This window comes from Mucilaginibacter sp. Mucisp73 (assembly GCF_059491465.1).
Window position 1 is genome coordinate 6,331,362 of record NZ_CP168507.1, and the last position, 25,085, is coordinate 6,356,446.

Here is a 25,085-nt window from a genome sequence, read left to right on the forward strand (position 1 = left end):
CTGTTATTTTTAACAGTACAAAGCTGGGCAATGGAAATCTTCCATCCATTCACCCAGGTTAATTAATGCTTATCCCAGATCCGTTTACGGATACGGCTTAACGATTGTGGTTTAATACCTACATAGGAGGCTATATAGTATTGAGGAATACGCTGTGCAATATCGGCATAATCACTTAAGAACTTCGCGTACCTGGTTTCGGGCGAATCGGTATATAAAGAACCTATCTGGCTGATTACACTTACAAATACCTGTTCTATTGCCAGGCGGCCAAATCTTTCGCCTGTTGTTACTTCTTTATAAAATTGCTGCATACCAACGTAACTAATCACCCAGATAGTGGTATCCTCCAGTGCCTGTATATTAACGTACGAGGGAGTTTGGGGCAGGAAACTTATATAGTCGCACACAAACTCATTTTCTTTATTAAAGTAATTGGTTTGTTCTACTCCATCATTGTTAATATAATATCTCACAAGCCCGGTTTCGATAAAAACAACGTAGCGGCAAATATCGCCTGCTTTAAGCAGATGCTCGCCCTTTTTAAGAGTTTTCTTGTGAAATAAAGTGCGCGCTATACCTTCGTCATCGAAAGAGAGCGGGACATAACTTTTAATTTTTTCTATTAACAACTCCATTGAGCTAAATTAAATTACAGTATCGTTAAACTCAAACTTCAAGAACAAAGTTTGTTATTCTCTTCCTCGTTTCTGCGTTTGCCTTTCAATTTATCACTAATGCTCTTGCTTTATCGGAAGTGAGGCTCTTTCCCGGGAATGGCGAGTCTTTCCTGGGAACAGGATCAGAAACAGGCTGGAGGAATGTGGTTTCCACAATTTTATTACCTGTTAAAGTTATTTTGATAGGGCCCCTGATACCTTTTATTAACTTTTTAAGGCAAGAGCCGGATACGCCGCCCCCGTTTTTTCTTATCGGGTTCGCATTCTACTGGACCATGCTTGCTTTAATTCTTTATTATCTCTTTGGTAAAATAAAACGCTCTGCAAACAAGCGTGATTTTTAAGGGGATCAGAATATGCTGCGCTTGTTAATTTCCGGGCAATATTGAAACTAATGCGCCCTGTTTTGTTCACTATCCGCACCGCCGGTATCACGCTTTTTAGGGACGTTTGTTAATTTGCCGAAGCTATAGTTAAAGGCAAGGGTTACCACCCGGGTATCTAAAAAATTATGGAAGGTTGCATGTGCTCCTTCAATATTGGTAATGGTACCGCTTGGGCGAAACGAGTGAAAAATATCCCGTGCATTTAATTTGATTGAACCTTTGTTATTCAATATTTTTTTCTGAATAGCGGCATTGAGCATGCCTTTGGGTATCGTAACAAACTGGCCGTAAGTGCCGCCGCTATCATAAAAGCCGCTTAATTCGGCACTCCAGGTTTTTGATAAGGTGAATTGGTTATTGCCATTGCCGCTAAATGTGCTTTGAGATTGATGGAGGTAGCCAGAGTAAAACATGCCCTGGTAGGTGTTATTATATACCTCGGCATATAAATTAACCGACCACCATTTGGTTGGCTGAAGATTGGTATTGACAGAAAAATCCAGTGTTTTCCGTTGCCCTATGTTACCGGTGGTGCTGATGAATACGTTGCTATTTTTGTGAATGGTTTCATTTTGAACATCGGTGGTATAATTGTATGCAACCGCAACGGTAAACAGGCTTTTGAAACTATAGGCCAGCTTATAATTATCGGTAAACTGTGGTTTCAGGAAAGGGTTGCCTGAAAAGTAGGTAAACTTGTCTACAAAAAAGGTAAAGGGGTTTAAACTCCCATAATTCGGCCGGCCTATCCGGCGACCGTAAGAAATAACTAATACTTTATGCCCTGCTGTATCGAGGTTGTAGGAAAAATACGCGGTTGGAAACAGGTTTGTATAATGATTAGCAAAAGACGAGTCGGCCCTTTGAACATTACCTAATTGATGCCCCTTGCCATTGGTGTTCTCTAACCGCAAGCCGGTTTGTAATGCGAAGCGGCCTAATTTTTTATTGAAATTAACATAGGCGGCATTTATATTCTCTTTATATAAAAAACGGTTAGTGTTGTTATAATCAATAGTGCTTACGTTATTAATTACATTAAAGTAATTGGCGGCATTATCCGTATTTACATAGCTGCTCTTAACGCCGGCCTCCAGCTTTGCCTTGCCTTTGAGTGGATGGGAATAATCGGCTTTTGCAGAGTAGATATTGATAGTAGCAGGTAGATTATCGCTCAGCGTGGTTGAGTTTGTTAAAGTGCCATCGGGCAAAAAGGTATTATTTACAAACAACTGGTTACTGCCCGATACATCTCGGATATAATCCAGGTCGAATGTGAGCGCCCTGCCGGCACTATCAAATTTATGGGTGTAATTTAGGTTGATGCCTCCGCTTTTAAAGCTGTTTTTGGAAGTATTGAGGGTATTAATGGTTGAATCCAATTGGCCGTTTTTGCCATATAATAAACTGTTTACAGGGCTGCTGTCATGGTCGTGCGATAAGGTGCCGGTAAATACCACCCCCCAGGTTGTTTTCGGCGATGCATAGTAATCCATCCCGGTTTTAATATTGGTATTGTTGCTTGTCGGTCTGAAATAGGAAATATCTTTTAGCGAGGAGGTTTGGTCTCCGTTCATATCAAAATAATCGCGGTCAATTTCAAGCCTTCGGTAGGTTCTTTGTTTATTATAAGCAAGGTTAGCAAACAGGTTAACTTTGTCGAAACGGTAATTAAGGTTGATGCTTTCATTATTGCGGTAATAAAAACCCAACGCGTAATCGGCAGACACTACCGCATTAAATCCCCTGGTGGTGTTTTTCTTAGTTTTGATATTGATTACGCCCGCGTTACCTGCCGCATCATACTTAGCCGGCGGATTATCCATCAGCTCTATCTGGTCCAAAGATGAAGATGGTAAAGAACGCAGGTACGTGGCCAGGTTTGCAGCCGAAAGATAAGTTGGTTTATCATCAATCATTACCAGCACCCCGCTTTTCCCCTTAAAGGTAATATTGCCATCGGCATCTATTTGCACGCCGGGCGTTTTTGACAACACTTCCAAAGCATTGGCGCCGGTATTGGATATCAATGCGCCTACATTAACTATTGTGCGGTCGATTTTTTGCTGAACATAAGATTTTTTACCGGTTATAGCTACTTCATTCAACGTTTTGCCCGCTAAGGGTAAAATGAATGCCGGTAAATTAACCGGTTGTTGCTGGTTGAGAACTACAGGGGCGCTTCGGTAATTTTTATAGCCCATATAGGTTGCCTTAACCAGATAAGTATCATCTTTTAAATTTTGAAAGGCAAAACTGCCGTCCGGATGGGTAAGCAGCGTACTTACAACCGTAGAATCTTTTGCGATAAGCAAGGTTACGGTTGCACCATCGAGCGGTTTTTTAGCATCATCTAAAACTAACCCCGAAATTTTACCACCTCCGGTTTGCGCATCGGAAACGGCGGGTAGCAACAATGTGAATAAGGTCAAAAAGAACGCCTGGAGTAGTTTCATAACTACAAGACATCATTTTAGTTAAAATAGTTACATAAAAATGGTAACTGGAAAGATGCATCATGCATCGGAAAATGGATTGTGCTCTTAATGTCAATGTCAAGAAATACGCATTCGTTAAAATCTATCTATATAAATAGTAACTTCATCATAAAAAACCTGAATGAGCGCAATTATAAAAAACCGGATAACCTCTATTGACTTTCTCCGGGGTACTATCATGATTATTATGGCACTTGATCATGTGAGGGACTATTTATACTCCGGATCATTTTTTTATGATCCGCTTGACCTTACAAAAACAAGCGGCATATTATTTTTCACCAGGTGGATAACTCATTTTTGCGCCCCGATATTTATGCTGCTTGCCGGAACATCGGCATACCTCATCGGGCAAAAGAAAACTAAAAAAGAGTTATCCATATTCCTGGTAAAACGGGGATTGTGGCTCATATTTCTCGAAATGTTTGTGGTTAACTTCGGCTGGAACTTCAATATCACGTTTCCCATGTTTTTCTTTATTACTATATGGGCGCTGGGCTTAAGCATGATCATACTGGCGGCATTGATCCATCTGCCTAAAAAATTGATCCTGGGCATTAGCGTTATAATCATATTGGGGCATAATCTTTTAGACGGCATTCATATGCCGGGCAGCACCTTGCCGGCTTTTGGCTGGTCGCTGCTTCATGACCAGCAGTTTTTTACCTGGCATAAGGAAATTTTATTGATAGGGTATCCCATTGTACCCCTTATGGCGGTTATGTCATTAGGTTATTGTTTAGGCGGATGGTATACGGCGGGCTATGAGGTTGGCAAAAGGCAACGAAACTTATGGATAGCCGGTGCCACTTGTATTGCTTTGTTTATTGTATTACGTTATACCAATCTATATGGAGATCCGGTGAAATGGAGCGTACAGAAAAATACATTATTTACCATCCTGTCATTTATTAAGGTAAATAAATATCCGCCATCGTTGTTGTACCTCCTGTTGACGCTGGGTGCGGCCTTTCTGTTCCTGTCATTCACCGAAAAATCAAAAGGAGCTGTTGTAAAAGTAGTTTCGGTATATGGTAGGGTGCCCATGTTTTATTACCTTATTCATATTTATATAATCCACCTGATAGCAATTATCGCATCAGCGCTTACGCCCGGGCAGGACTGGACGATCTGGTTCCTGAAACAACCTATCTGGTTTACAACAAACCTGAAGGGCTACGGGTTTTCATTGCCGGTTGCGTATCTTGTTTGGATTGGAATAGTAATGGCCTTATATCCTTTATGCAAGCGCTATGATGATTACAAACAGGCCAACAAAGGAAAATGGTGGTTGAGTTATTTATAAAATTTAAAAAATGGAAGCTATGAACGTAATTTCAGGAACCCCAGGAAAATACACCCGCACAGCATGGATACCAGCTTTTGGCAGCGGGTTGTTATCAGTTTTAATAATTTTTATGTTATCGATATCTTCGCCACATAGTGCCGCCGCCCAGGATAAAAACAATGTGGTACGCATAGCCAAACTTGTAATTGATTCTGCTCAATTGCAGAATTATATGGCTGCGCTTAAAGAGCATGCCGGAACCGCTGTGCGCGTTGAACCCGGCGTTTTAACCCTATACGCAGTAGCCGAAAAGAATAACCCCACCCACATAACAGTTTTTGAAATCTATGCCGATGCCGCCGCTTACCAGGCCCATTTGCAAACAACTCATTTTAAAAAATACAAAAGCACCACAAAAGATATGGTTAAATCGCTTGAGCTTGTGGAAACTGTTCCCATAGTGCTTGCCGCTAAACCGCGCTTATAGCACCGTACACCCTAAACCTTCAGCTGCCGGGGTGCTTTTCTTTTTTCCCAGCTTCGGGTTTTGACTTGCCGATAAATTAAAGCATATTTAGCCATTGTATTGCGCCCGGTTCGCATCGCGCATTATTGAAGCTGAGTTAACCAATTTATCATACTTGTTTTTTCCTGCTGATGAGTAAAAACCCTACGTACCTGGAATCAAAAGGCCATTATCAAATTCTTGACGGATTGCGCGGTGTGGCATCCCTTTTTGTAGTGGCTTTTCATGTTTTTGAAACCTATTCCGGCAATCGTTTTAATCAAATAATAAATCACGGATACCTGGCAGTCGATTTCTTTTTTGTGCTCTCGGGTTTCGTAGTTGCCTACGCCTATGACGATCGCTGGGGTAAAATGACCCAATGGGATTTTTATAAACGCCGTCTTATTCGTCTGCAGCCAATGGTTATTGTCGGATCAATTATTGGTGCGCTGTTCTTCTATTCGCAAAGCGGCACAGCCTTTCCGCTTATTCATGATACGCCGGTTTGGAAAATGCTATTGGTAATGTTGGTTGGTTGTACGCTGATACCCATACTGCCTTCTATGGATATCCGCGGCTGGCAGGAAATGCACCCCTTAAATGGGCCGGCCTGGTCGCTGTTTTTTGAATATGTCGCAAATATCCTGTATGCGCTGGTGATCCGTAAATTCTCCAAAACTTTGCTTGCTATATTGGTATTTTTATCGGCCTGTTTACTGATCCATTATACAGTAATGGGCCCGCAGGGCGATGTCATCGGCGGCTGGTCGGTTGATAAAACACAACTCTATATTGGCTTCACACGGTTGCTTTATCCATTTTTTGCCGGGATGCTGCTTTGCCGCATGGGTAAGCTCATCCATATTAAAGGCGCATTTGCTGTATGCAGCCTCCTGATCATCGCTATATTGTGTGTGCCGAGGATAGGGGGCAGCGAGCATTTATGGATGAACGGTTTGTACGAATCGTTCTGCATTATCATTCTTTTCCCGCTGATTGTAGCTATCGGCGCTGGCGGGAGTTTAAAAAGTAAAAGCTCGGTCAGGATTTGCAAATTTATGGGGGATATTTCGTACCCGCTTTACATTACGCATTATCCTTTAATATATTTCCATGTAGCCTGGGTAACAAATAATAAGATCCCCATGGCGCAGGGCCTGCTTGTCGGGCTGGGGATTTTTATAGTCAGTATAGCTATTGCCTACGGCTGCCTCAAATTGTATGATGAGCCTGTCAGAGATTGGTTAAAGAAACGTTTCCTGCTGAAAAAGGCATAATATTGATTGTATACATTAAACGCATCGACCCATCCGAACATCGCTGTGCTGGTAGGGTTGTATCATAAATCAAATTGACCACCCCTGGTGTGGTGTTACCTGTGAGTTGAAATTTAGCCGATAATATTTATACAAAAGGGGGTTAACATATTTTTGAAAAATAATATTCAATTGGTTGATTGTTAATTATTTAAGAGAATGTTAACCCTGAATTGTGTTAACCCTGTTAACCCCTCTTTTTGTTAATCGGGGCAATCCAATCCCAAACTATATATCGCTTAAGTATCTGAATAAATTAAAGAAAAGCTGATCATGATTTATGATACAGCCCATGTCTGTTTTTTTATTTTCCCTACTCGCTATGCAGCGAAGTCATAGAGGAGGGGCCGGTTGAGCGCAGACCAGGGGAGTCAATTATGCGCCTGGTATTATATGTTTTAAATCCCGTTAAATAATATCTAAGTGCATAATAATATAGATAAAGCTTGAAAATATCGTTTATAAATCTCATCTTTAGATAATTGTAAACCTTTGAAAAAGACCATCGCTTTAATATTGCTCAATATTTACCTGCTTAACATTGGCGGGCAGCTGGCCTTGCATCAATACCTGGTTTATAAATCGGACCGGTTTTTTAATGAACAGGTTGGGAAAGGCTTGTATAATGTAAATGACCTTACCGAAGTCTCTATCCCGGTTAACTTACCTGCTATTCATGATTGGCGAACTTTTGAAAATATATCGGGGCATATTACATTTGGAAACGCCACCTACAATTACGTAAAAATGCGATTGACGAGGAATGCCCTTCACCTGATGTGCATTCCTAATTATAAAACTACCCGCTTTGCCGATAGCAATGTGCTTGATGCAAAAGGAATAAAGGGTGCTCCTGTTTCTCCCAAAGAACATGTGCCCTTTGGCAAAATGGTTTTAAAGGATAATGTAAACCTTTCATTTGTGCAATTTGAATTTAATTGCCCGGTGATGCCTTTGCCGAAAAACGTTGTACAGCCTGTGCAATCGTTAGTAAGTTCTCATCAGGATATTCCTGAACAACCACCCAAGGCAACCTGCTGATTTTCTTCATTTAGCTCATTTACCGACCGGCATTTGTAATGCCCCTGGTCGTGTTGTCCGAAATTTCTATTAACAAATTAATATCACATTTCGCGGGTAAAAGCCCTGGCATTTTATCCGCGAGGGTATATAAAAATCCTATGATAAAGAAAAAAATTACCGCCGCGCTTGTGCTGCTGTGCGGCTTTACCATAATAGCATCATGCCAAAACTCATCTAATGAGGAGATGGCCCAGGTGCTGAAGCAGATAAATAAAAAGAATAACACCATTTCAAACCCGTTTAACCCCGAAATGAAGCTGGCTTATTGCGATTCGCTGCTTAAAACCAAAAAGCTTGGCAAAAGCCCCGAGGTGTTATTTTCAAAGGCCTCACTGCTATTAAAAGCAGGACAAGAGCAGCAATCAGTTGATATTTATAAGTACCTGATGGATAACATCGATTTCATGTCGACTGATGAAACGTTGCCTGAACAGGCCATAGCTTACATGCGTTTGGGTGAACGGAGCAATTGTATGCTTAACCATACCGGCTCGTCGTGCATCTTCCCAATTAAAGATGATGGGGTACACAAGATCCAAACCGGCTCAAGAAAAGCAATTGAAGTGTATAAAGCATTGTTAAAGCTTCGTCCCGATGATTATGAGTCGCGCTGGTTGATCAACATAGCCTATATGACGCTTGGCGAGTATCCGCAAAAAGTGCCTAAGAATGCCTTAATCCCCGGCCTTAATGCCGATCCGGATACAGCAGCACAGGTTAAACCCTTTGTTGATGTGGCCGGTAGCCTTGGCCTTAACATCAACGGCCGGGCAGGCGGGGTCATTGTTGATGATTTTAATAACGACGGCTATCTTGATATCATGACATCGGGCTGGGACCTGAGCGATCCGATGCATTACTTTCAAAATAACCAGGACGGCACGTTTAGTGACCGAACCGAAGCCGCCGGTTTAAAAGGGATTACCGGGGGGCTTAATATCCAGCAAACGGATTATAACAATGATGGTAAACTGGATGTTTTTGTTTTGCGTGGCGCATGGCTCACCAAGGGCTTCGGCAACCAACCAAGTTCCTTATTGCGCAACAATGGCGATGGGACTTTTACTGATGTAACCGCCATAAGTGGTTTGTTTATGCTTCACCCTACTCAAACCGCAACCTGGGCCGATTTTAATAACGATGGCTGGCTGGACGTGTTTGTTGGTAACGAAAATTCGGAGTCGATGTACTACGCCGATGAATCAACCTGCCAGTTATATATGAATAACCGTAATGGCACATTCAGCAACATAACCACAGCTGCCCATTGCGGCATCAAAGCTTTTGTAAAAGGGGTAACGTCTGCCGATTATGATAACGACGGCTTTGCCGACATATTTATTTCAACCATGGACGGGCGCAAATACCTGCTTAGAAATAAAGGCAAAACCCAGGCCGGGGTTGATTTTGAAGATGTGACCGTACAATCGGGCCTTGACCAGATCAAACAACGAACCTTTACTACCTGGTTTTATGATTATAATAACGATGGCTGGCCCGATTTGATGGTGGCCAATTACCATTTTGAGCGTACTTTGGGGTATTACAGTGCCGCTGCTGCCCTGGGCAAAACCGTTCCGGAAGCAGGTAATATCTACCTGTATAAAAACAACCATAATGGTACATTTACCAATGTTACCAAAGAGGCGGGACTGGATAAAGTAGTTTACAGTATGGGGGCCAATTTTGGCGATATTGATAACGATGGCTATCCTGATATGTATTTTGGTACAGGTAACCCCGATTTTAAATCGCTTGTGCCTAACAAATTTTTCAGAAATATAGGGGGTAAACGTTTTGCTGATATCACTTCTTCATCGCGTACGGGTAATTTGCAAAAGGGGCACGGCATCGCATTTGCCGATTTGAGGAATAACGGCCATCAGGATATTTTTGCCGAAATGGGAGGGGCTTACATTGGCGACTCGTATACCAGTTCATTATACATGAACCCCGGTATAAGCAATAACAATTGGATCAGTCTGAAATTGAATGGCACAAAAGCCAATAATGCAGCCATCGGGAGCCATATTAAACTCACTTTTACCGAAAATGGGGTTAAACGTTCTGTTTATAAGGACGTTAATTCGGGCGGGAGTTTTGGATCTTCGCCTTTGCGGCAGGAGATAGGAATTGGCCAGGCAAAGATAATTGATGAAATTGAGATAAAATGGGCAGGCAGCGGGGCTGTGCAATACTTTAAAAATGTGGCGCCTAACCAGTTCTTAAATATCACCGAGGGTAATGCACAATACAAAACTACCCAGTTAACAAAACTGATTTTCAGGGGTAAAAGTATGCCCGTTTGTATGCCTATGCAGATGGCGGCTAAAACAAATTAACTTAAGTATTTGTAATAGAAAATATTGGCTTCATTTATATCAAAATGGTTACATTTATATCAATTAAAATTTAATCTTAAACCATGAGAAAGTTCTTATTACTATGCTGCATGTTCATTGGATTGGCTGCAGCAGGCAACGCGCAGACCAAGCCAGGTGCCAAACCTGTTGAAAAATCAAAAGACCTGCAAAAGCAATTAAAGCTCACTGATAAACAAACCGAAAAAATTGCGGTGATATACCAGGAATCATCCGATAAGTTTGAAAAGATCAAAGCTGCTGATAAAGGTGATAACACGAAAATGATGGTTGATATTAAGCCATTACGGGAAGCTACCATCTCAAAGATCAAAGCTGTTTTAACTAAAGAACAAACAGTAAAATATGATAAGCTTTTGAAAGGCAGCAAAGCAGCAGGCGGCAGTGGCTGGGGTGATGGCTGGAGCGCCACAAGCGGACAATAACCAGTAGTAACAAAATAACAGGCCGCTTTTCTTGTGATTAGAGCGGCCTGTTTATTTATAAAATTTGTTTAACCGGCATACAGTGCCACGGCATATAGTTCATATCGTACTTCAACTGTTTCTTAATCCAGGATCTCTATCGGCCGGTTAAGTACTTCTTGCAGCGTGATCTTTTGAATACGCTTATCTTTTTTGATATAATTTAAACTAACCGGGAGAAGTATTGGCCCGGCGGTAACCGACCATCCCGGCGGATCGCCGCCTTCTGTTAGTCTTAAAAAACCGTTGCTGATGTAAAGGGGCATAAGCCATGCGTCTCCGGTATCCATTGCGCCAAAATCTATTTGCAGGGAATTAGAATGGAAAGATTTAGCTGTACGTTCCGGATCTGTAAATTTATTGATATCGGTAGGGTCAAACATTTCACTTACTTCATCAAGCTTTAAACGGTTGATGTCGAGCTTTACAGATTCTGCTTTGCCTTTTCCAACTTGTTTAATAATTAAGCAGGCTACTGCCGTACCCATTGGCTTCAGCTTTTTTTGCCTGTATAAAGTTGTAAACTCCTCCAGGTAGGTGGAAGAAATTCCATAGTCGGGGTGATAGCTTCCTGCAGTAATGAGATCATCTATTTCGTTCTTCATTACCGGGTAAACCAAAGGGCTGTGATCTTTTTGGCCGGCAGCTATTTTCATCTTATTGTATGAGGCTATGCTCATTTCGCCATAACCAATTTCAAATTTCGCATTAGCGGTGTCCAACTGTTTAGTAAGGCTGTCCAATTGTTGTCTTTTTATAGTATTTCGCTTTTGCCGGGCAACATAAAAATACAGGTTGCCAATGATCAAAATACAGCCAGCCACTATCAGGATAGGGGCGAGGCTGTTTTTAGGTTGTTTGGCCGGTACTGGGTTTTCGTTATTTTCCATTCTTATGAATATCTGATCATTGTCGAACTATCCGCGCCCCTGTACACCTTCGGCCAGCCTCACCGGGCTCAGCATTTTTCGTATTATTAATGACTTGCGAGTGGTATCCGCCGGTTCCGTATAGCGGATATTATCCGGCAGAAAAATTGTTTTCGATTCAATTTTCCATTGTCTGTTTTTATTAACAGGGTTTGGTTTATCATAAGTCACGAATAAGGGGATTAAAATTCCCTGCCCGGTTGAAAGCCTTGAAGGTAGTTTTATAATTTGTTTCACAGCGGTACCCTTAGCCCTGATCTGGCTGTCATAGTCATTTTTGCTTTGAGGGTCTTCAGTTACAGTAAGCGGCTGGCTAATATTGAGCTTGCTCACGTCAAGCTCAATGTCTGATGCATCGCCTTTGCCTTTGTTCTGGATCATGAGGCAGGTGATAAACAGGTCATAATCAACAGCCGTGGTGTCGTTAAAAAGCTGGTCGGTTTTCTGAAGGTTTTTATCTGAAATTTCATTAGTGAGTATGGGATAATCAAGATAAAAGGCGTCCTTTTTCCGGACGACACTGTCACCCCCTGCCAGGGCATAAATATCATTGACCATGCTAATATACGAAATTTCCAGGCTGGCCTTCAGATCAGGGTTAACCGGCGGTGGTAGATCTTTCTTAATTAGATTATACCCGGTAGTTATTAAACCTAAAATAACAGTAATTACGCCCAGCTTCAATTGCAGGCTTTTCCATATGCTGTCTTTATCGGCTGCTTTCTTTTTGGCCATGCTTCCCGGTTATTGATATGGTTAGGAATATCATGTAGTTGTATTACATGATTGTTTTACAGGTGCTTGCAGTATAAAATTAAGAATAATAATTAACAGCACAGATATTTTATGTTGTATTTTTTTTCTTTAGTTAAACTCCTATCTTCACCTAAACTTAAATACTGTCATGAATAAATTTTTAATAACAAAGTTGTCTTTTGTTGCGATACTTCTGTTTTTCACCCCGACTGTGCTATTGGCCAACACACATAACAGAATGACAAGAAATATAGACATCGCCGGTCTCGTTGTTGATTCAAAAACCTTATTGCCAATTGAAGGGGCTGGTATTTTCGGGGCTGATGAAAAACTGCTTGGAAAAACGGATGTGCGGGGCTATTTTAAGATCTCACTTAGTTTTATGGCCGATGGGGAGATGAGGTTTAAGTTAAAGATCATTAAAAAAGGCTATAATAACATTATGCAAAGCGAGCATTGGGGCAGTTTGCCGGGCAATACAAAAGCGCTAATGTATTTTGGGTTAGATAAAGGATCAGGGTCAAACTCTTTTTCAAAACTGGTAAACAAGGCGATTGGCGATCTGGATTATCATAATACGCTGGAACATTTTGATGAGGTAAAAATCGCCCGGACGTTTGATAACAAACTATCTGCAGCAAAAGCTGGCAATCAGGATGTGTTGGTTAAGGTTGATGATAAGTTTTATATGGTGGATGAAACAGGATGGATCGCGATATCCTCCGATAAGGACTCGATATTGATAAATAAAAAACAATTGGTAATTGCAGATCAACTAAACGGCACGATCAAAAGAAAAGATATTAAATGGATGACACCGCTCAATGCTAAAAATACAAAGTTCGCTGTTTATACTAAGTAAGCTATATAGAACTATCGTAGTCGATTTAACGAAACGGCCTTCGTGATTAACATAGAGGCCGTTTTAAAATGCTTCATTCAAGCCCAAAAAGAACCCCTTTGAACCATACCGGCCAAAGGCATAGTCAAGACAAAGATTGGTACGGGTTGCTTTATTAAATAGTACCCGCAAACCGCCGCCATAACCCGGTTGCCATACCTGGAATATTTTGGTGCCCGATTCATCATTGGTTGTTTGCAGGTTGGCAAATACCACGCCGCTTAAAAATTTATTCCGCAGTATCGGGAATCGGTATTCCACTTCTGAGTAGTTGTATTGCGTACCCTTAAAATATTGTACCACATACCCCCTGCCGCTCCGGAAGCCCGGATCTTTGCCGGTGCCGGGCAGCTCAAGGTAGGGGATGTCACCGCTGATCAGGTAAGATCCCCAGTTCCAGAAGGCAACAACATGTTCGGGGTTAGTTTCTGACAGGCTGAAGTACTTCCTGAAATCTGTAGTGAACTGCACCGCGTTTTTGGAGCTTCCCATCCAGCTTTGATTAACGCGGAAGCCGGCATCAACGTAAATCCCTCTGTAGGCCCGGTTTTGATTGTCTCGGGTAGTGTATTGTAAGTTAAAAAGCAAGCCGTTAGCAGCATAATGGTCGCGGGCAAACCCATGACGGTCGCTATAGATATTGTATGGGGTGAGGTCGGTTGTTGACTTGGTATCCTCAATTTTTCGCCTGATATCAAAAGAAGCGCCCGCACCTAAAAATAATCCCTTATCTATCTCTTTGTATACCTTCTCGCGGATATTATAAAATTGCGAATGCAGCGCTCTGCCTTTACGCCCGGGATTGGCCAACACCTGGTCGGCTTCGCTGCCGCTTGATGCCTGGCCAATTCCCAAACCATAATCGGGCGATACCGTTTTGGCTGCAACCAAACTGCCCTGAAAATTCCATTTATTACCCGGTGTGTATATGTTATGGTTGATATAAAAATAGATGATACCCTTGGTGGTAATAGAAGCAGATGTGGCAGCAACCGATAACAGGGTATTAGGATCGTTTCCTAATTTTTTACCCGCTACAGCCTTGATACCAATTTGCGACCCGATGGTTGGATTAGATGCCACATTAGGTATGATGGTAATTCCCGATGACTTTTTATTAGGAGGTGCAGCCGGTCGGCCGGGATGAAGTATGTTACGCACCAGATCGCCAAAGTCATATTGTTTGTATAAAGTATCGGTCGGTTTGGCTGGTTGTACTATTCTTTCTTTAATGCGCAATGAATCGGCCTTTACCGAATCGGCAGGTACCAGTACCTGGCCAAAGGAGTGTGCTGCGATACCCGTAAATAGTATAAATAAAAACGTCTTTAAAAACAGGGATGAAATTTTATGTGGTGGTTTGTGATGCACGCTAACGGATATAAATATTAAAAATTCAATTTACTGCCTGTTTAATTGTGATTGGTGTTAGCTCATTTCTAAACCCCGAAATGTGCATAATGTTTGAACTTCAAATTTATACGGGCGCTAAGCCGACGGATTTAGTTGCATTATTTTTTGTTTCGCTTAAATATTGCTACCTTAATGTTCTCTTGTTATAAACCACAGAAAGTCTGTTTCGTCCTGCTAAAACTTAACCAATTATAATCATGAACGTACCTTACATTCGTTTTGTGGCCTTCATTGTTTTTATGCTTGTCGCCTTTTCAGGGGCCGCGCAAAGCAATCAAGGCAGAGCAGACACTATTGATCGCAAATGGTGGAAGGAAGCCGTAGTTTACCAGGTTTATCCCCGAAGCTTTAAGGACAACGATGGAGATGGTATTGGTGACCTGAAAGGCATTATCTCCAAACTTGATTATATCAAAAGCCTCGGTGTTGATGTTGTTTGGCTTAACCCAATTTACAGCTCGCCTAATGACGATAATGGCTATGATGTAAGCGATTACCGCAACATCATGAAGGATTTTGGAACCATGGATGATTTTGATGTTTTGCTGAAAGGCATGCATTCGCGCGGGATAAAACTGGTGATGGACCTGGTTGTAAATCACAGCAGCGATGAGCACGAATGGTTTAAACAAAGCCGGAGCTCTCGTAACAATCCATACCGGGAGTATTATCACTGGTGGAACGCCGAAAAGGGCAAACCCGCTTATCGCTACAGTTTATTTGACGTAAACCACGATGCCTGGCGCTATGATTCGCTTACCAATGCCTATTACCTGCATTATTTTTCGCGCAAGCAGCCCGACCTTAACTGGGAAAATCCAAAACTGAGGAATGAAGTATACGGCATAATGAAGTTTTGGGCTGATAAGGGGATTGACGGCTTCAGGCTGGATGCTTTCCAGTTTGCTGCAAAGGACACTACCTTCCCGGCGTTCCCAAAAGGGTTTGAAAAAAACTTTACCCAATATTACGGCGTACAGGGCAATTTGCACGGATACCTGCAGGAAATGAACAGAGAAGTGCTCAGTAAATATAACGTAATGAGTGTGGCCGAAGGTGCAGGCAATACTTTTGAAGACGGCCATAATTTAGTTGATGCCGACAGAAATGAATTGAACATGGCTTACGCATTTGAAGGTGTGGATATTGCCAAACCCGAAGGCTATAGCGTAGTTCACTTAAAACAGGTATTTACCAAATGGGATAGTGCCTTTGCATCAAAGGGGTGGTTATCAATATTCTTAGCCAATCATGACCAGGCCCGGCTGGTAAGCAGGTTCGGCAATGATAGTCCGGAGTTCAGGGCTGTATCATCAAAAATGCTCACTACATTTTTGATGACTATGCGCGGTACGCCATACTATTATAATGGCGACGAACTGGGCATGACCAATGCTGGCTTTAGCACAATTGATGACTATCGTGACGTGCAAACGCTAAATGAATATCAGCGGCAGAAAAATATAGGAGCCGATTTACCTGCATATTTAAAACGAATAGCCTTTGAAAGCCGTGATAACGGACGTACCCCATTTCAATGGAACAGCGCGGCCAATGCCGGTTTTACAACCGGTACCCCCTGGATAAAGGTAAATTCCAATTATAAAAGCATCAATGCTGCTGTTCAGGAAAAAGATGCCAATAGTACTTTGAATTATTTCAGACGGATAGTAAAATTAAGGAAGGATAATCCGGTACTGGTATACGGAAAATATACATTGCTCGATGCACAAAACCCCGATACTTATGCCTACACCAGGGAGTTGAACGGCAGGACGCTGTTGGTGCTTCTGAATTTTACAAATAAAACGGCTCCGGCTCAAACGGGTATGGATTTGGGTAATGCCACAGTTTTAATCGGCAATTATCAAAAGCCATCAAAAAGCGGTACACTTATGCCGTATGAGGCGGTGGTTTATGAGGTGAAATAGGAGCGGTTTAACGTGTAGAGACGCATAATTGCGTCTCTAATGTACAGAGCCTCATTTAATTGAAAATTGCATGCGTGACCTGCCTGCGAGAGACGCAATTATGCGTCTCTACATTAATTAATTTTACCTCACCACCAACGAGATCTGCAATACCCTCGGCTTATCACCAATTGCCGGGCCTCCCCAGTCTGTTTCATCGCCATTTAAGATCCGGAGCGATTTAAATACACCGTTTTCATACCAGCCTTCCTCAACCTTAAGGTATTGCCATGCCTTGCTGCCCAACGGATGGAAGGTGAGGCGACAATTTGTTCCGGTCACGATGAATTTATTTTCATCAAGGCTAACAATCATGGCTTTGCCGTTATGATCTTTATTGGGCTTAAGTTCGCCTCCCCGGCCGCTGCCAAATTTTATAACGGCTTCCCATGCTCCAAGTTTAATGCTTTGCTCTGCGCCATCTTCATGTTCAACAACTGCTTTTATCTTGTCGTCAAATGCCCATTGCGCCATCTCCCTCATCATAGGAGCTGCCATGGCATATTCATCCGCAAAATGGGCAAGGAGTTCGGCGAGGTGTTCATCGTTTGAGCTTTCGCCATTATTATCTATTCCAAAAGGCGAAAAACCAATACCACCGTGGGCCAGCACATCATAAAAATATTTGGCATTATCAGCCACTAAACCAGCTTCGGGTACAAACAGGGGATTATCGGCGCGGGTATACAGGTCAATTACTTTCAACACCCTTTCGCTGCCCGACAGGTAAATATCAGGAGCAAGCAGGTTAATTGATGGTGCGGCTACTTTCCAGATTGGGATTACGTTATCTGTCGCGCCCCCGCTTTCGTAATGGGTTGCCGGTGGATTAGTAAGCGGATCACGAAGCGCTACGTTTACATACAATGGCAGCTGATACTCAGCTTTGCCGGCTGCGGCCACCTGTTCAATAAACCGGGCTATTGACCAGGCCTGGAAATATTCGTCAGCCCTGTCGCCAAAAATTTTGGTCCATGAGCCTTTTGAGTTTTCCGGTACATTCAGAGCTTTTAGTACAGCTGGTTTTAACAGTTGGGCGGGGACATCGCCTTCAAACAGTTTTTGCGCCTTAGCTGAATAGTCGCGGACGGTATCCCATGAGCCGGGTTCGTTTTCAACCTGTACCATGATAACTGTATGCTGCTGATCTGCCTGCTTTAAGTAACGCATAACTGCCGAAAACGCCTTGATATCAGCATCTAAAGTGGCTTTTGAATGAGGTGAAGGTGAGTCAATGGGCTTGCCTGTTTTACCAGTAATGTTTGGATATTTCTCCGCATCTCGTTTCATCCATTCGGGCATGTAATGGTTGCTGCCGTTTTTCCAGGTGCCAAACCATAATAATACCAAATGCACGTTATGCTGCCGGGCTTGGGTAAGCAGGGTATCCACTAATGAAAAGTTAAACCTCCCAGGCTGTGGCTCTACCTGCTCCCAGTAAATAGGTACTTCGAGCGTGTTAAGGTGCATTGCCCCGGCCGATTTCCATACGCCTGGCATTAAAGCGGGCCATGCACTTGAGTTGTGCGCCTGTCCGCCCAGCATTAAAAATGGTTTGCCGTCAACTAAAAACGCGTACCTGCCATTTTTTTCGATAAGCTTAGGTAACGATGTATCATTGGTTTGAGCAAGGGTTTTACCCCCTGCAAATAACAGTGATGTAAGCAGAAGCGCATTTTGAGTTTTTTTGCCAATTATTTTAAGCATGATAACAAAGGTTTATGACCACGCAAAATAATTACAAAACAGCACTTTTGGTAATACTAAATAAACCGTTTATGGTTAAAAATATGCCAAATGCAGCATTTATTTAGCCAACTCCAGCTTGGCAAAAAAATCATTGAACATGAGGTTGATATCTAACCTGCGATAAACACGGATATTGCGGCCATGGGCATTGTAATCATATCCGCCCTGCGCGTTAATAAGCGGGCAGGGTTTTAACACATATTCACTTGATGATGGATCGGCTTCAAAGGATGATTGCAGCGCGGTAAGCAACACCAGCGGACTATCACCTATGATATAGGTTTCACCCAAATTAAGATGATATTGCTGGATGAGCTTCATGACGTTTTCAAGTGCGCCGGCCAGGTATTTCCCTGTTTCGCCTTGTGGTTTTATTTTGAGTTGTAATTCAGAGTAGGGCAATATGGCCTGGCGGTACCCATCCCGGGGGATTTGCCAAAGCTTTAATTGCGAGTGGTTAAACACTGCCCTTGCTGCATTGATATCGATATTGAGGTTATACTCGGGGCTGCTGTAATTGGGTGGGGGTAGTGCAAGATCGCTGTACTCCGGGCCGCCAATCCACACCAGTGTGAGTTTGTCGGCAATTTTTGGATCGGTTAATACAGCTGATGCAATTTCGGTAAGTCCGGCGCCACAAAGGATGTAAAGAGGTAAGGAGGTGTCTGTACGGGATGCTTCTTTAATGATCAGATCGACAGCTTTACTTTTTACCGGGGTACTGTCGTTTACCATCGCGGTGTTAGAGCCTGCTATTACCGGGAATTGATCTTTAATCTTTAAAACAGCTAACAGATCGGCAGCTTTTTTTGCTGCATTCTCTGCCTGGGTTTTAGATCTGTCGAACCCATCATTGGCATTCAGGTGCGAGCCTATAATACCCCTTATTTCTACCGATGGGGATAGCACCAGATGGGTAAGCGCAAATAAACCATCCGGATCACCGCCAAAATCGTTATCCATAATTACCCTGATGCGGGGCGAAATGAGTTTATTGGCAGCCGTTGATTGTCCTTTTGAAATGATCGGGAAAATAAACAACAGGAGCAGGAATGATAAAAACTTGCTTTGGGTCATGGCTTACAGGCTAATTGATTGGTGCACACAATATAAGTGTTTTACCATGAAATAAGTATCCGTTTACCCCGCAATACTTTCAAAAGCAGCAAGGTATTTATCAATATAAAATTGCTTGCTTGCCGTTTTATACTGCATGATGAAACGCGGATGTTCCAGTGCAATGATTTCGCCAAAGAAATGGTATTCATCGTTCAACTTGCGCAGGAATGTCTCATTCTTGCCTGTGCCAAAACAAAAGCATTTTTCGGTATTTATGCCCAGATCAATCTGCTTGCGGATATTTTCGATCATGAACTGATAAACGGCTTTGGTTAACTCCTTGCTGTCGTAGTAATTGTAGTTCTTTTCCTTGCCGTTGGTATCGATACTCGTAAAGCCAAGCGGACAGGGAGAATTGATATAGATCTGCTTATAAAAAGCTTCCGGGCCGCCAAAGGCGTTGATCGCCTCGTAAACAAATACAGATGATGGCTCGTGCGACATTTTGCCTTCGTAGTTGATATGGCATTCAGCTATCAACCGCTTAGGATCCGTAAAAGGGATGCCTGTTAAGCCGCCGCCAAACCTGCCGGGATTGATGCCCAAAATGATGTGGCGCTGCTGATTATCGTTGTAATATTTATGATAAAACTCATCAACAATACGCATAGTTTGCGGATGCTCCTTAAACGGGTTCATGATACGTATGCCTTGGGGTAAAGGATCGCCGGTATAGGTTAGCTGCTCATTGAATTGGATAACCCTGTCTGCAAATGTCATAACTCAAATGTAGTATTTATAAATTCTTAAGGCTAATCGCTTTTTACCAAATGGTAAGTGGAATCGGTTTTTTAGGGGGGAACTTTGTGGTGTCCAAAAAAGAATAAACATCATGAATAGTCAAATTAAAAGCAGATTGTCATTGAATGGCAAAAGGGTAATTATATTGGGAGGTAGTACTGGTATAGGCTTCGCGACAGCAAAAGCTGCCGCTGAAGAAGGTGCTAAAGTTGTTATAGTTTCGGGTAATCAAAGCAAGATCAATAACGCACTAAGTCAGTTGCCTGAAGATGCCGAAGGCTACGCCGTGGATCTATCGCACGAGGAAAATATAAAATCATTTTTTGAGCAGGCCGGTAAGTTCGATCACCTGGTTTATACCGCTGCCGAAAATCTTAATTTGAATAATATCGACCAAACAGAGATCGAGGCTGCGCGTAAGTTTTTTAATCTGCGTTACTGGGGAGCTTATGCTGCTGTTAAATATGGCGTGCCGTTCATTAACAAAGGCGGCTCGGTAAATTTAACCGGCGGCACGGCCGGGGCAAGACCGGCAGCCGGTTGGTCGATAGCAAGCAGTATTTGCGGTGCCATGGAAGGTTTGGTAAGGGCGCTTGCCGTTGAACTTGCTCCAATACGTGTAAACGCCGTGGTGCCGGGCGTAATTGACACTAACCTCTGGGATAGTATGCCTGCCGAAGACAAAGAAGGCCTTTACAATTGGGCAAAAGATACGTTATTGCTTGGTCGTGTTGGGCATGCAGAGGATGTTGCCCTTGCCTTTGTTTATCTTATGAAACAGAGTTTTGGAACCGGATTGAATTTAGTGGTTGATGGAGGCACGTTACTGGCGTAACGGGTTATAGGAGGAGCTCCATTTTCAATTCCCTCCCCTGGGAGGGGGGTAGTTGGAGTGCGTAGTGGCAGGGAGGGGTTTGTTCGTCATTAAAGCGTATAAGCATGTCGACGAAACCCCTCCCTACACTCTTCCAAGGGAGGGAATCGGACAGGCCGTCGCTCAAAAAGTATCTTCATCACACTATCGCTGTAATCTTCAGCTTTTGTATCTTAGCATTCATCAATCCTAAAAGCTATTGACAAGTGCCCCGATACATTTTAATAAAACCCGCATTGCTCCAACACCAAGCGGGTTCTTGCATGTGGGCAATGTGCTGTCTTTTTCTATCACCGCGACATTGGCGCGTAAGCATGGCGCTAAAGTTTTATTGAGGATTGATGACCTCGACCGGGCAAGGGTTAATCGGGAATACCTGACTGATATTTTCGATACGCTACGATTTTTGGAGATCCCCTGGGATGAAGGGCCGCAGGATGCCGACGATTTTGAAGCTAGGTTTTCACAAATTCACCGGATGCATCTGTATAACGAAGCCCTCGAGCAATTAGCCGCAAGTGGTTTTGTATTTGCCTGTACCTGCTCGCGCAAACAAATGAGTGAAATTGGAAGCTGTACCTGCTCAGATAAGCAGATCCCTTTAAATACCCCCGAAGCGAGTTGGCGCTTACGTACAGATAACGCCACTACATTGCAGGTGAAAAGTTATAACGATAAAATTATCCGAACTCAACTACCTGCCGAAATGGAAAATTTTGTGGTCAGGAAAAAAGACGGTTTCCCGGCTTATCAGCTTACCTCAGTTATTGACGATCTGTTTTATGGCGTTGACCTGATTGTGAGGGGTGAAGATCTGTGGGCGTCAACATTGGCTCAGACCCAGTTGGCGGCTGTGTTGGATAAGCAGGATTTTAATGATATCGTATTTTATCATCATCCGCTGTTGCTTGAAAAAGACGGTAAAAAGCTATCCAAATCGGCCGGCTCAACGTCGATTAGATATCTAAGGCAGGAAGACAAAAGTGCGGAAGATATATTTATGCTTATCTCAGATCTTTGTTCACTTCCCGAAAAAGCAAATAACTGGCACCAGCTTTCGGCATCAATTCTTCGCAAGCTTTCATAGGTTTATCAACACTTCTTTATAAAATATCTGTTTAATGTGACTCCAGCTTAATCTAACGGTGTCAATTTGTATATTTTAATGTGATGAAAATGTTAAGTCATTTACAATAAATTAAAGCATTTGGTGCTTTTACTTTACCATGACATAACTGCCTGTACATATCTGAAGGATAAATTTGTAGCAACAAATACAAATTACGATGCAAGCAGCATTTTGCCACAAGCACCTGAAATTTCTGTTTTTTGTTATCCTTACTTTCAGAGCCATTACCTGCCAGGCTCAAAACAGCCCCCTCTCCAAAGGTTTCGCCCATAATGATTACTGGCACAACCGGCCCCTGTACGATGCCCTGGATAACGGTTTTCAAAACATAGAAGCTGATATTTACCTGCGTGATGACGAATTGCTGGTTGCACATATGTTGCCCGCTTTTCAAAAAAAACGCACCCTGGAGCAGCTTTATTTAAAGCCATTGTTTAACTGTTATGAAGGGAAAAACAGGGAGGTGGTGTATCCGATTTCTCCTGTTACCCTGATGATAGATATCAAATCCGACGCTGAAAAAACCTATGCAAAGCTGTCGGAAGTATTAAAGCGCTACGCGCCAATGCTGTCGAGCTATAATAACGGCGAGATAACAGAAGGTAGCGTAACCATTGTTATAACCGGCAATAAGCCTTATAAAATGCTTCAGGCGCAGAAGCAGCGCTATGCTTTTATTGATGAAGACCTGATGCAGGTGCATACCGATACCCTTTCAAACGCTGTTTATAAAACTGCCAGCTGCAAATATTCGCGCCTAATCAGCTGGACAGGTAAAGGCCCGATGCCCGAAGATCAGAAACAATTACTTCGTGATTACGTAGCCGCCGCGCATCACCATAAAAAACGGGTACGCCTGTGGGCTTCCCCGGAAAACAAGGAAGTATGGAAAGCCTTGCTTGAGTGTGAGGTTGACCTGATCAACACCGATAAATTAGCCGAATTAAGAGAGTTCCTGATGATGGGGCCGGAACCTGTAAGATATGCGAAGGTGACACAAAGTAATAACCGCTAATCAGTCAATAAGATGAAAAAGATTAGAGTAGCATTTTTTGCCGAGATACTTATTGAAGATTTTGACGGTGCAGTACGCACCATGTATCAGCTCATTAAACGGATTGACCGTAATATTTTTGAATTTTTGTTTGTTTATGGTGCCGGTCCCGACAGTATAGCCGGATTTGAATCATTAAAAGTTCCGGCTTTAACATTACCAATTAACACCGGTTACACCATGGCAATACCTGCCCTGGTGATGAGCGAGCTAAAAGAAGAGATAGATAACTTTTCGCCAGATGTTGTACACATCGCCACGCCATCGCTTTTGGGCAATTTTGCGTTAAAATATGCTACCCAGCAAGGCTTGCCTGTTATGAGCATATACCATACTCATTTTATTTCCTACATCGATTATTACCTGAAACATACCCCTTTCCTCATCAATAAGGTTAAGCAAATGATGGCCGAGAGTCATAAGGTTTTCTATAATCAATGCGACCAGGTATATGTGCCTTCAATTACTATGAAAGATGAGTTGATTGATATGGGAGTTGATACCTATCGCATGAAACTATGGCAAAGGGGAATAGATACCCGGCTGTTTTCGCCAAGGCATAAAAAAAGTTTGCACTCGATAACAGGAAATGATAATCCTACTATTTTATTTGCGAGCCGCCTGGTTTGGGAGAAAAACCTGGAGACCCTGTTTGAGATCTATACCATAATGCAGGACCGCCATCCTGAAGTTAACTTCATCATTGCAGGCGATGGCATTGCGCGCAAAGCCTGTGAAGCGAAGATGCCCAAGGCCGTATTTACCGGTAAGGTAGATCATAAAACGCTCTCGGTTTTATACGCGTCATCAACCCTGTTCCTGTTTCCATCGGTATCTGAAGCTTATGGTAACGTAGTACTTGAGGCTATGGCATCGGGCGTACCGTGCGTTATTGCCGACGGCGGCGGCTCAAAAGATTTTATTGAGCAAGGCATTAATGGTTTTAAATGTGAGCCATACAATGCCGGCTGCTATGTTGAGCGGATTGAATTATTGCTGAAGAATAAAAGCCTGCGGGAACAGTTTATTGAAGGGGCCCTCCAATACAGCAGCCGCTTAAGCTGGGAGCATCTCGCATCGGTATATTTTGATGACCTGGCCGAAATGGCAGGTGTAGATGTGTTTAGCAGGGTAGTATAAAAGCTTGTTATTATATTCGCGACTGAGTTGATTGTTTAAAGAATAGATTTTATTATCTAATTTTATAATCATACAGCTAATAAATAACCTATGGCCGACACACAACCGGATGAAAGTTTTAACAAGTTTAAATCACAGATAAAAACAGAGCTTGACTTTGAAGTTTTTAAGTACTACCAGGAAGAGCAGTCGAAAAGGAGTGAAAATAAGTGGCTCAAATCACAGTATGCACCGATAATACTCTCAGCGATATTTGCCTTACTCGGTACCGGAATAGGCGCATGGATACAGGGTGTTGCAAATCGAAACCTGGAAAAACAAAAATTTGAAGCAGACCTGGTTTTAAAAATGATAGAAACCAACGGCGATCAACAGGCAGCTGCGCAAAACCTGAACTTTTTAGTGCAAACCGGCCTCGTTAATGATGATAGCTTAAGAGTTAAGCTTTCCAAAATAATTAAACACCCGGGAGAAGTACCCTCGCTGGGCGATCTGTCTGCTGATCGAAAGATTGATTTATTAACCGAAACGCAAAAGCAGTTAAAATCACTTGGATATTATGCCGGACCGATAGACGGGCAAGAATCTGATATATTCAGAAAAGCGGTGATGGCTTTTCAGGCACATTGTAAGCTTATTCCGGATGGTATGCTGGGTGCTAAAACACTTCAACAACTTTCAACAGCGAGTAAATGATTATAACGGG

21 protein-coding genes are annotated in these 25,085 nt (G+C 42.6%); 13 read left to right on the forward strand and 8 right to left on the reverse strand.

The window, feature by feature from the left end; translation table 11 throughout:
* Positions 1-62: 62 nt before the first annotated feature.
* Entirely contained in the window at positions 63-638 is a 576-nt protein-coding gene (locus ACEN82_RS26365; RefSeq protein ID WP_413322302.1) for a Crp/Fnr family transcriptional regulator, read from the reverse strand.
* Between the two features lie 433 nt (positions 639-1,071).
* Positions 1,072-3,522, reverse strand: a complete 2,451-nt coding sequence (locus ACEN82_RS26370) for an outer membrane beta-barrel protein (protein ID WP_413322301.1) — start codon at positions 3,520-3,522, stop codon at positions 1,072-1,074.
* 163 nt (positions 3,523-3,685) lie between these two features.
* On the opposite strand from ACEN82_RS26370, the gene ACEN82_RS26375 reads away from it, so the two are divergent.
* The 6 genes from ACEN82_RS26375 to ACEN82_RS26400 all read left to right on the forward strand — a co-directional run bounded on the left by ACEN82_RS26375 (position 3,686) and on the right by ACEN82_RS26400 (position 10,565).
* Positions 3,686-4,870, forward strand: coding sequence for an acetyltransferase domain-containing protein (locus ACEN82_RS26375; protein ID WP_413322300.1), 1,185 nt, complete (start codon positions 3,686-3,688; stop codon positions 4,868-4,870).
* A 10-nt stretch (positions 4,871-4,880) separates the two neighbouring features.
* Positions 4,881-5,339: a putative quinol monooxygenase gene (locus ACEN82_RS26380; protein WP_413322299.1), complete on the forward strand. Its 459-nt coding sequence runs from the start codon at positions 4,881-4,883 to the stop codon at positions 5,337-5,339.
* A gap of 170 nt (positions 5,340-5,509) precedes the next feature.
* Positions 5,510-6,637 carry an acyltransferase family protein gene (locus tag ACEN82_RS26385; RefSeq protein ID WP_413322298.1) on the forward strand — a complete coding sequence of 376 codons (1,128 nt, stop codon included), beginning with the start codon at positions 5,510-5,512 and terminating at the stop codon, positions 6,635-6,637.
* A 531-nt stretch (positions 6,638-7,168) separates the two neighbouring features.
* Positions 7,169-7,717 (forward strand): hypothetical protein, encoded by a 549-nt coding sequence (locus ACEN82_RS26390; protein WP_413322297.1) that lies wholly within the window; start codon positions 7,169-7,171, stop codon positions 7,715-7,717.
* Between the two features lie 140 nt (positions 7,718-7,857).
* Positions 7,858-10,101: an FG-GAP-like repeat-containing protein gene (locus tag ACEN82_RS26395; RefSeq protein WP_413322296.1), complete on the forward strand. Its 2,244-nt coding sequence runs from the start codon at positions 7,858-7,860 to the stop codon at positions 10,099-10,101.
* Positions 10,102-10,184: 83 nt separating this feature from the next.
* Entirely contained in the window at positions 10,185-10,565 is a 381-nt protein-coding gene (locus tag ACEN82_RS26400) for a hypothetical protein (RefSeq protein WP_413322295.1), read from the forward strand.
* Between the two features lie 122 nt (positions 10,566-10,687).
* Here ACEN82_RS26400 and ACEN82_RS26405 read toward each other — a convergent pair whose 3' ends face one another.
* Together ACEN82_RS26405 and ACEN82_RS26410 are read right to left on the reverse strand one after the other, a co-directional pair.
* Complete coding sequence (locus tag ACEN82_RS26405) at positions 10,688-11,494, reverse strand: hypothetical protein (protein ID WP_413322294.1); 807 nt, start codon at positions 11,492-11,494, stop codon at positions 10,688-10,690.
* 27 nt (positions 11,495-11,521) lie between these two features.
* Complete coding sequence (locus tag ACEN82_RS26410; RefSeq protein WP_413322293.1) at positions 11,522-12,268, reverse strand: hypothetical protein; 747 nt, start codon at positions 12,266-12,268, stop codon at positions 11,522-11,524.
* Positions 12,269-12,527: 259 nt separating this feature from the next.
* On the opposite strand from ACEN82_RS26410, the gene ACEN82_RS26415 reads away from it, so the two are divergent.
* Complete coding sequence (locus ACEN82_RS26415) at positions 12,528-13,151, forward strand: hypothetical protein (RefSeq protein ID WP_413322292.1); 624 nt, start codon at positions 12,528-12,530, stop codon at positions 13,149-13,151.
* 63 nt (positions 13,152-13,214) lie between these two features.
* Here the strand turns inward: ACEN82_RS26415 and ACEN82_RS26420 are convergent, their stop codons facing one another.
* Complete coding sequence (locus ACEN82_RS26420; protein WP_413322291.1) at positions 13,215-14,561, reverse strand: BamA/TamA family outer membrane protein; 1,347 nt, start codon at positions 14,559-14,561, stop codon at positions 13,215-13,217.
* A 239-nt stretch (positions 14,562-14,800) separates the two neighbouring features.
* On the opposite strand from ACEN82_RS26420, the gene ACEN82_RS26425 reads away from it, so the two are divergent.
* Positions 14,801-16,534: a glycoside hydrolase family 13 protein gene (locus ACEN82_RS26425; RefSeq protein WP_413322290.1), complete on the forward strand. Its 1,734-nt coding sequence runs from the start codon at positions 14,801-14,803 to the stop codon at positions 16,532-16,534.
* 123 nt (positions 16,535-16,657) lie between these two features.
* On the opposite strand, the gene ACEN82_RS26430 is transcribed toward ACEN82_RS26425, so the two are convergent.
* From ACEN82_RS26430 to ACEN82_RS26440, 3 genes are all read right to left on the reverse strand, one after another.
* On the reverse strand, positions 16,658-18,280 hold the full coding sequence (locus tag ACEN82_RS26430; protein WP_413322289.1) for a GH35 family beta-galactosidase: 1,623 nt from the start codon (positions 18,278-18,280) through the stop codon (positions 16,658-16,660).
* Between the two features lie 99 nt (positions 18,281-18,379).
* Complete coding sequence (locus ACEN82_RS26435) at positions 18,380-19,399, reverse strand: nucleoside hydrolase (RefSeq protein WP_413322288.1); 1,020 nt, start codon at positions 19,397-19,399, stop codon at positions 18,380-18,382.
* A gap of 63 nt (positions 19,400-19,462) precedes the next feature.
* Positions 19,463-20,161: an SMUG2 DNA glycosylase family protein gene (locus ACEN82_RS26440; protein WP_413322287.1), complete on the reverse strand. Its 699-nt coding sequence runs from the start codon at positions 20,159-20,161 to the stop codon at positions 19,463-19,465.
* A gap of 112 nt (positions 20,162-20,273) precedes the next feature.
* On the opposite strand from ACEN82_RS26440, the gene ACEN82_RS26445 reads away from it, so the two are divergent.
* The 5 genes from ACEN82_RS26445 (at position 20,274) to ACEN82_RS26465 (ending at position 25,075) form a co-directional block, all read left to right on the forward strand.
* Positions 20,274-21,017, forward strand: coding sequence for an SDR family oxidoreductase (locus tag ACEN82_RS26445; protein ID WP_413322286.1), 744 nt, complete (start codon positions 20,274-20,276; stop codon positions 21,015-21,017).
* Between the two features lie 238 nt (positions 21,018-21,255).
* Positions 21,256-22,143 carry a glutamate--tRNA ligase family protein gene (locus tag ACEN82_RS26450; RefSeq protein ID WP_413322285.1) on the forward strand — a complete coding sequence of 296 codons (888 nt, stop codon included), beginning with the start codon at positions 21,256-21,258 and terminating at the stop codon, positions 22,141-22,143.
* Between the two features lie 199 nt (positions 22,144-22,342).
* A complete protein-coding gene (locus ACEN82_RS26455; protein ID WP_413322284.1) occupies positions 22,343-23,200 on the forward strand; it encodes a phosphatidylinositol-specific phospholipase C/glycerophosphodiester phosphodiesterase family protein in 858 nt (285 codons plus the stop codon).
* Positions 23,201-23,212: 12 nt separating this feature from the next.
* Positions 23,213-24,379 carry a glycosyltransferase family 4 protein gene (locus ACEN82_RS26460; RefSeq protein ID WP_413322283.1) on the forward strand — a complete coding sequence of 389 codons (1,167 nt, stop codon included), beginning with the start codon at positions 23,213-23,215 and terminating at the stop codon, positions 24,377-24,379.
* Positions 24,380-24,469: 90 nt separating this feature from the next.
* Positions 24,470-25,075 carry a peptidoglycan-binding domain-containing protein gene (locus ACEN82_RS26465; RefSeq protein WP_413322282.1) on the forward strand — a complete coding sequence of 202 codons (606 nt, stop codon included), beginning with the start codon at positions 24,470-24,472 and terminating at the stop codon, positions 25,073-25,075.
* Positions 25,076-25,085: the final 10 nt, after the last annotated feature.

Bases quoted from the DNA above. Each gene is read 5' to 3' on its own strand.
- ACEN82_RS26365 (WP_413322302.1), bottom strand. From the start codon at position 638: ATGGAGTTGTTAATAGAAAAAATTAAAAGTTATGTCCCGCTCTCTTTC.
- ACEN82_RS26370 (WP_413322301.1), bottom strand. From the start codon at position 3,522: ATGAAACTACTCCAGGCGTTCTTTTTGACCTTATTCACATTGTTGCTA.
- ACEN82_RS26375 (WP_413322300.1), top strand. From the start codon at position 3,686: ATGAGCGCAATTATAAAAAACCGGATAACCTCTATTGACTTTCTCCGG.
- ACEN82_RS26380 (WP_413322299.1), top strand. From the start codon at position 4,881: ATGGAAGCTATGAACGTAATTTCAGGAACCCCAGGAAAATACACCCGC.
- ACEN82_RS26385 (WP_413322298.1), top strand. From the start codon at position 5,510: ATGAGTAAAAACCCTACGTACCTGGAATCAAAAGGCCATTATCAAATT.
- ACEN82_RS26395 (WP_413322296.1), top strand. From the start codon at position 7,858: ATGATAAAGAAAAAAATTACCGCCGCGCTTGTGCTGCTGTGCGGCTTT.
- ACEN82_RS26400 (WP_413322295.1), top strand. From the start codon at position 10,185: ATGAGAAAGTTCTTATTACTATGCTGCATGTTCATTGGATTGGCTGCA.
- ACEN82_RS26405 (WP_413322294.1), bottom strand. From the start codon at position 11,494: ATGGAAAATAACGAAAACCCAGTACCGGCCAAACAACCTAAAAACAGC.
- ACEN82_RS26410 (WP_413322293.1), bottom strand. From the start codon at position 12,268: ATGGCCAAAAAGAAAGCAGCCGATAAAGACAGCATATGGAAAAGCCTG.
- ACEN82_RS26415 (WP_413322292.1), top strand. From the start codon at position 12,528: ATGACAAGAAATATAGACATCGCCGGTCTCGTTGTTGATTCAAAAACC.
- ACEN82_RS26425 (WP_413322290.1), top strand. From the start codon at position 14,801: ATGAACGTACCTTACATTCGTTTTGTGGCCTTCATTGTTTTTATGCTT.
- ACEN82_RS26430 (WP_413322289.1), bottom strand. From the start codon at position 18,280: ATGCTTAAAATAATTGGCAAAAAAACTCAAAATGCGCTTCTGCTTACA.
- ACEN82_RS26435 (WP_413322288.1), bottom strand. From the start codon at position 19,399: ATGACCCAAAGCAAGTTTTTATCATTCCTGCTCCTGTTGTTTATTTTC.
- ACEN82_RS26440 (WP_413322287.1), bottom strand. From the start codon at position 20,161: ATGACATTTGCAGACAGGGTTATCCAATTCAATGAGCAGCTAACCTAT.
- ACEN82_RS26445 (WP_413322286.1), top strand. From the start codon at position 20,274: ATGAATAGTCAAATTAAAAGCAGATTGTCATTGAATGGCAAAAGGGTA.
- ACEN82_RS26455 (WP_413322284.1), top strand. From the start codon at position 22,343: ATGCAAGCAGCATTTTGCCACAAGCACCTGAAATTTCTGTTTTTTGTT.
- ACEN82_RS26460 (WP_413322283.1), top strand. From the start codon at position 23,213: ATGAAAAAGATTAGAGTAGCATTTTTTGCCGAGATACTTATTGAAGAT.
- ACEN82_RS26465 (WP_413322282.1), top strand. From the start codon at position 24,470: ATGGCCGACACACAACCGGATGAAAGTTTTAACAAGTTTAAATCACAG.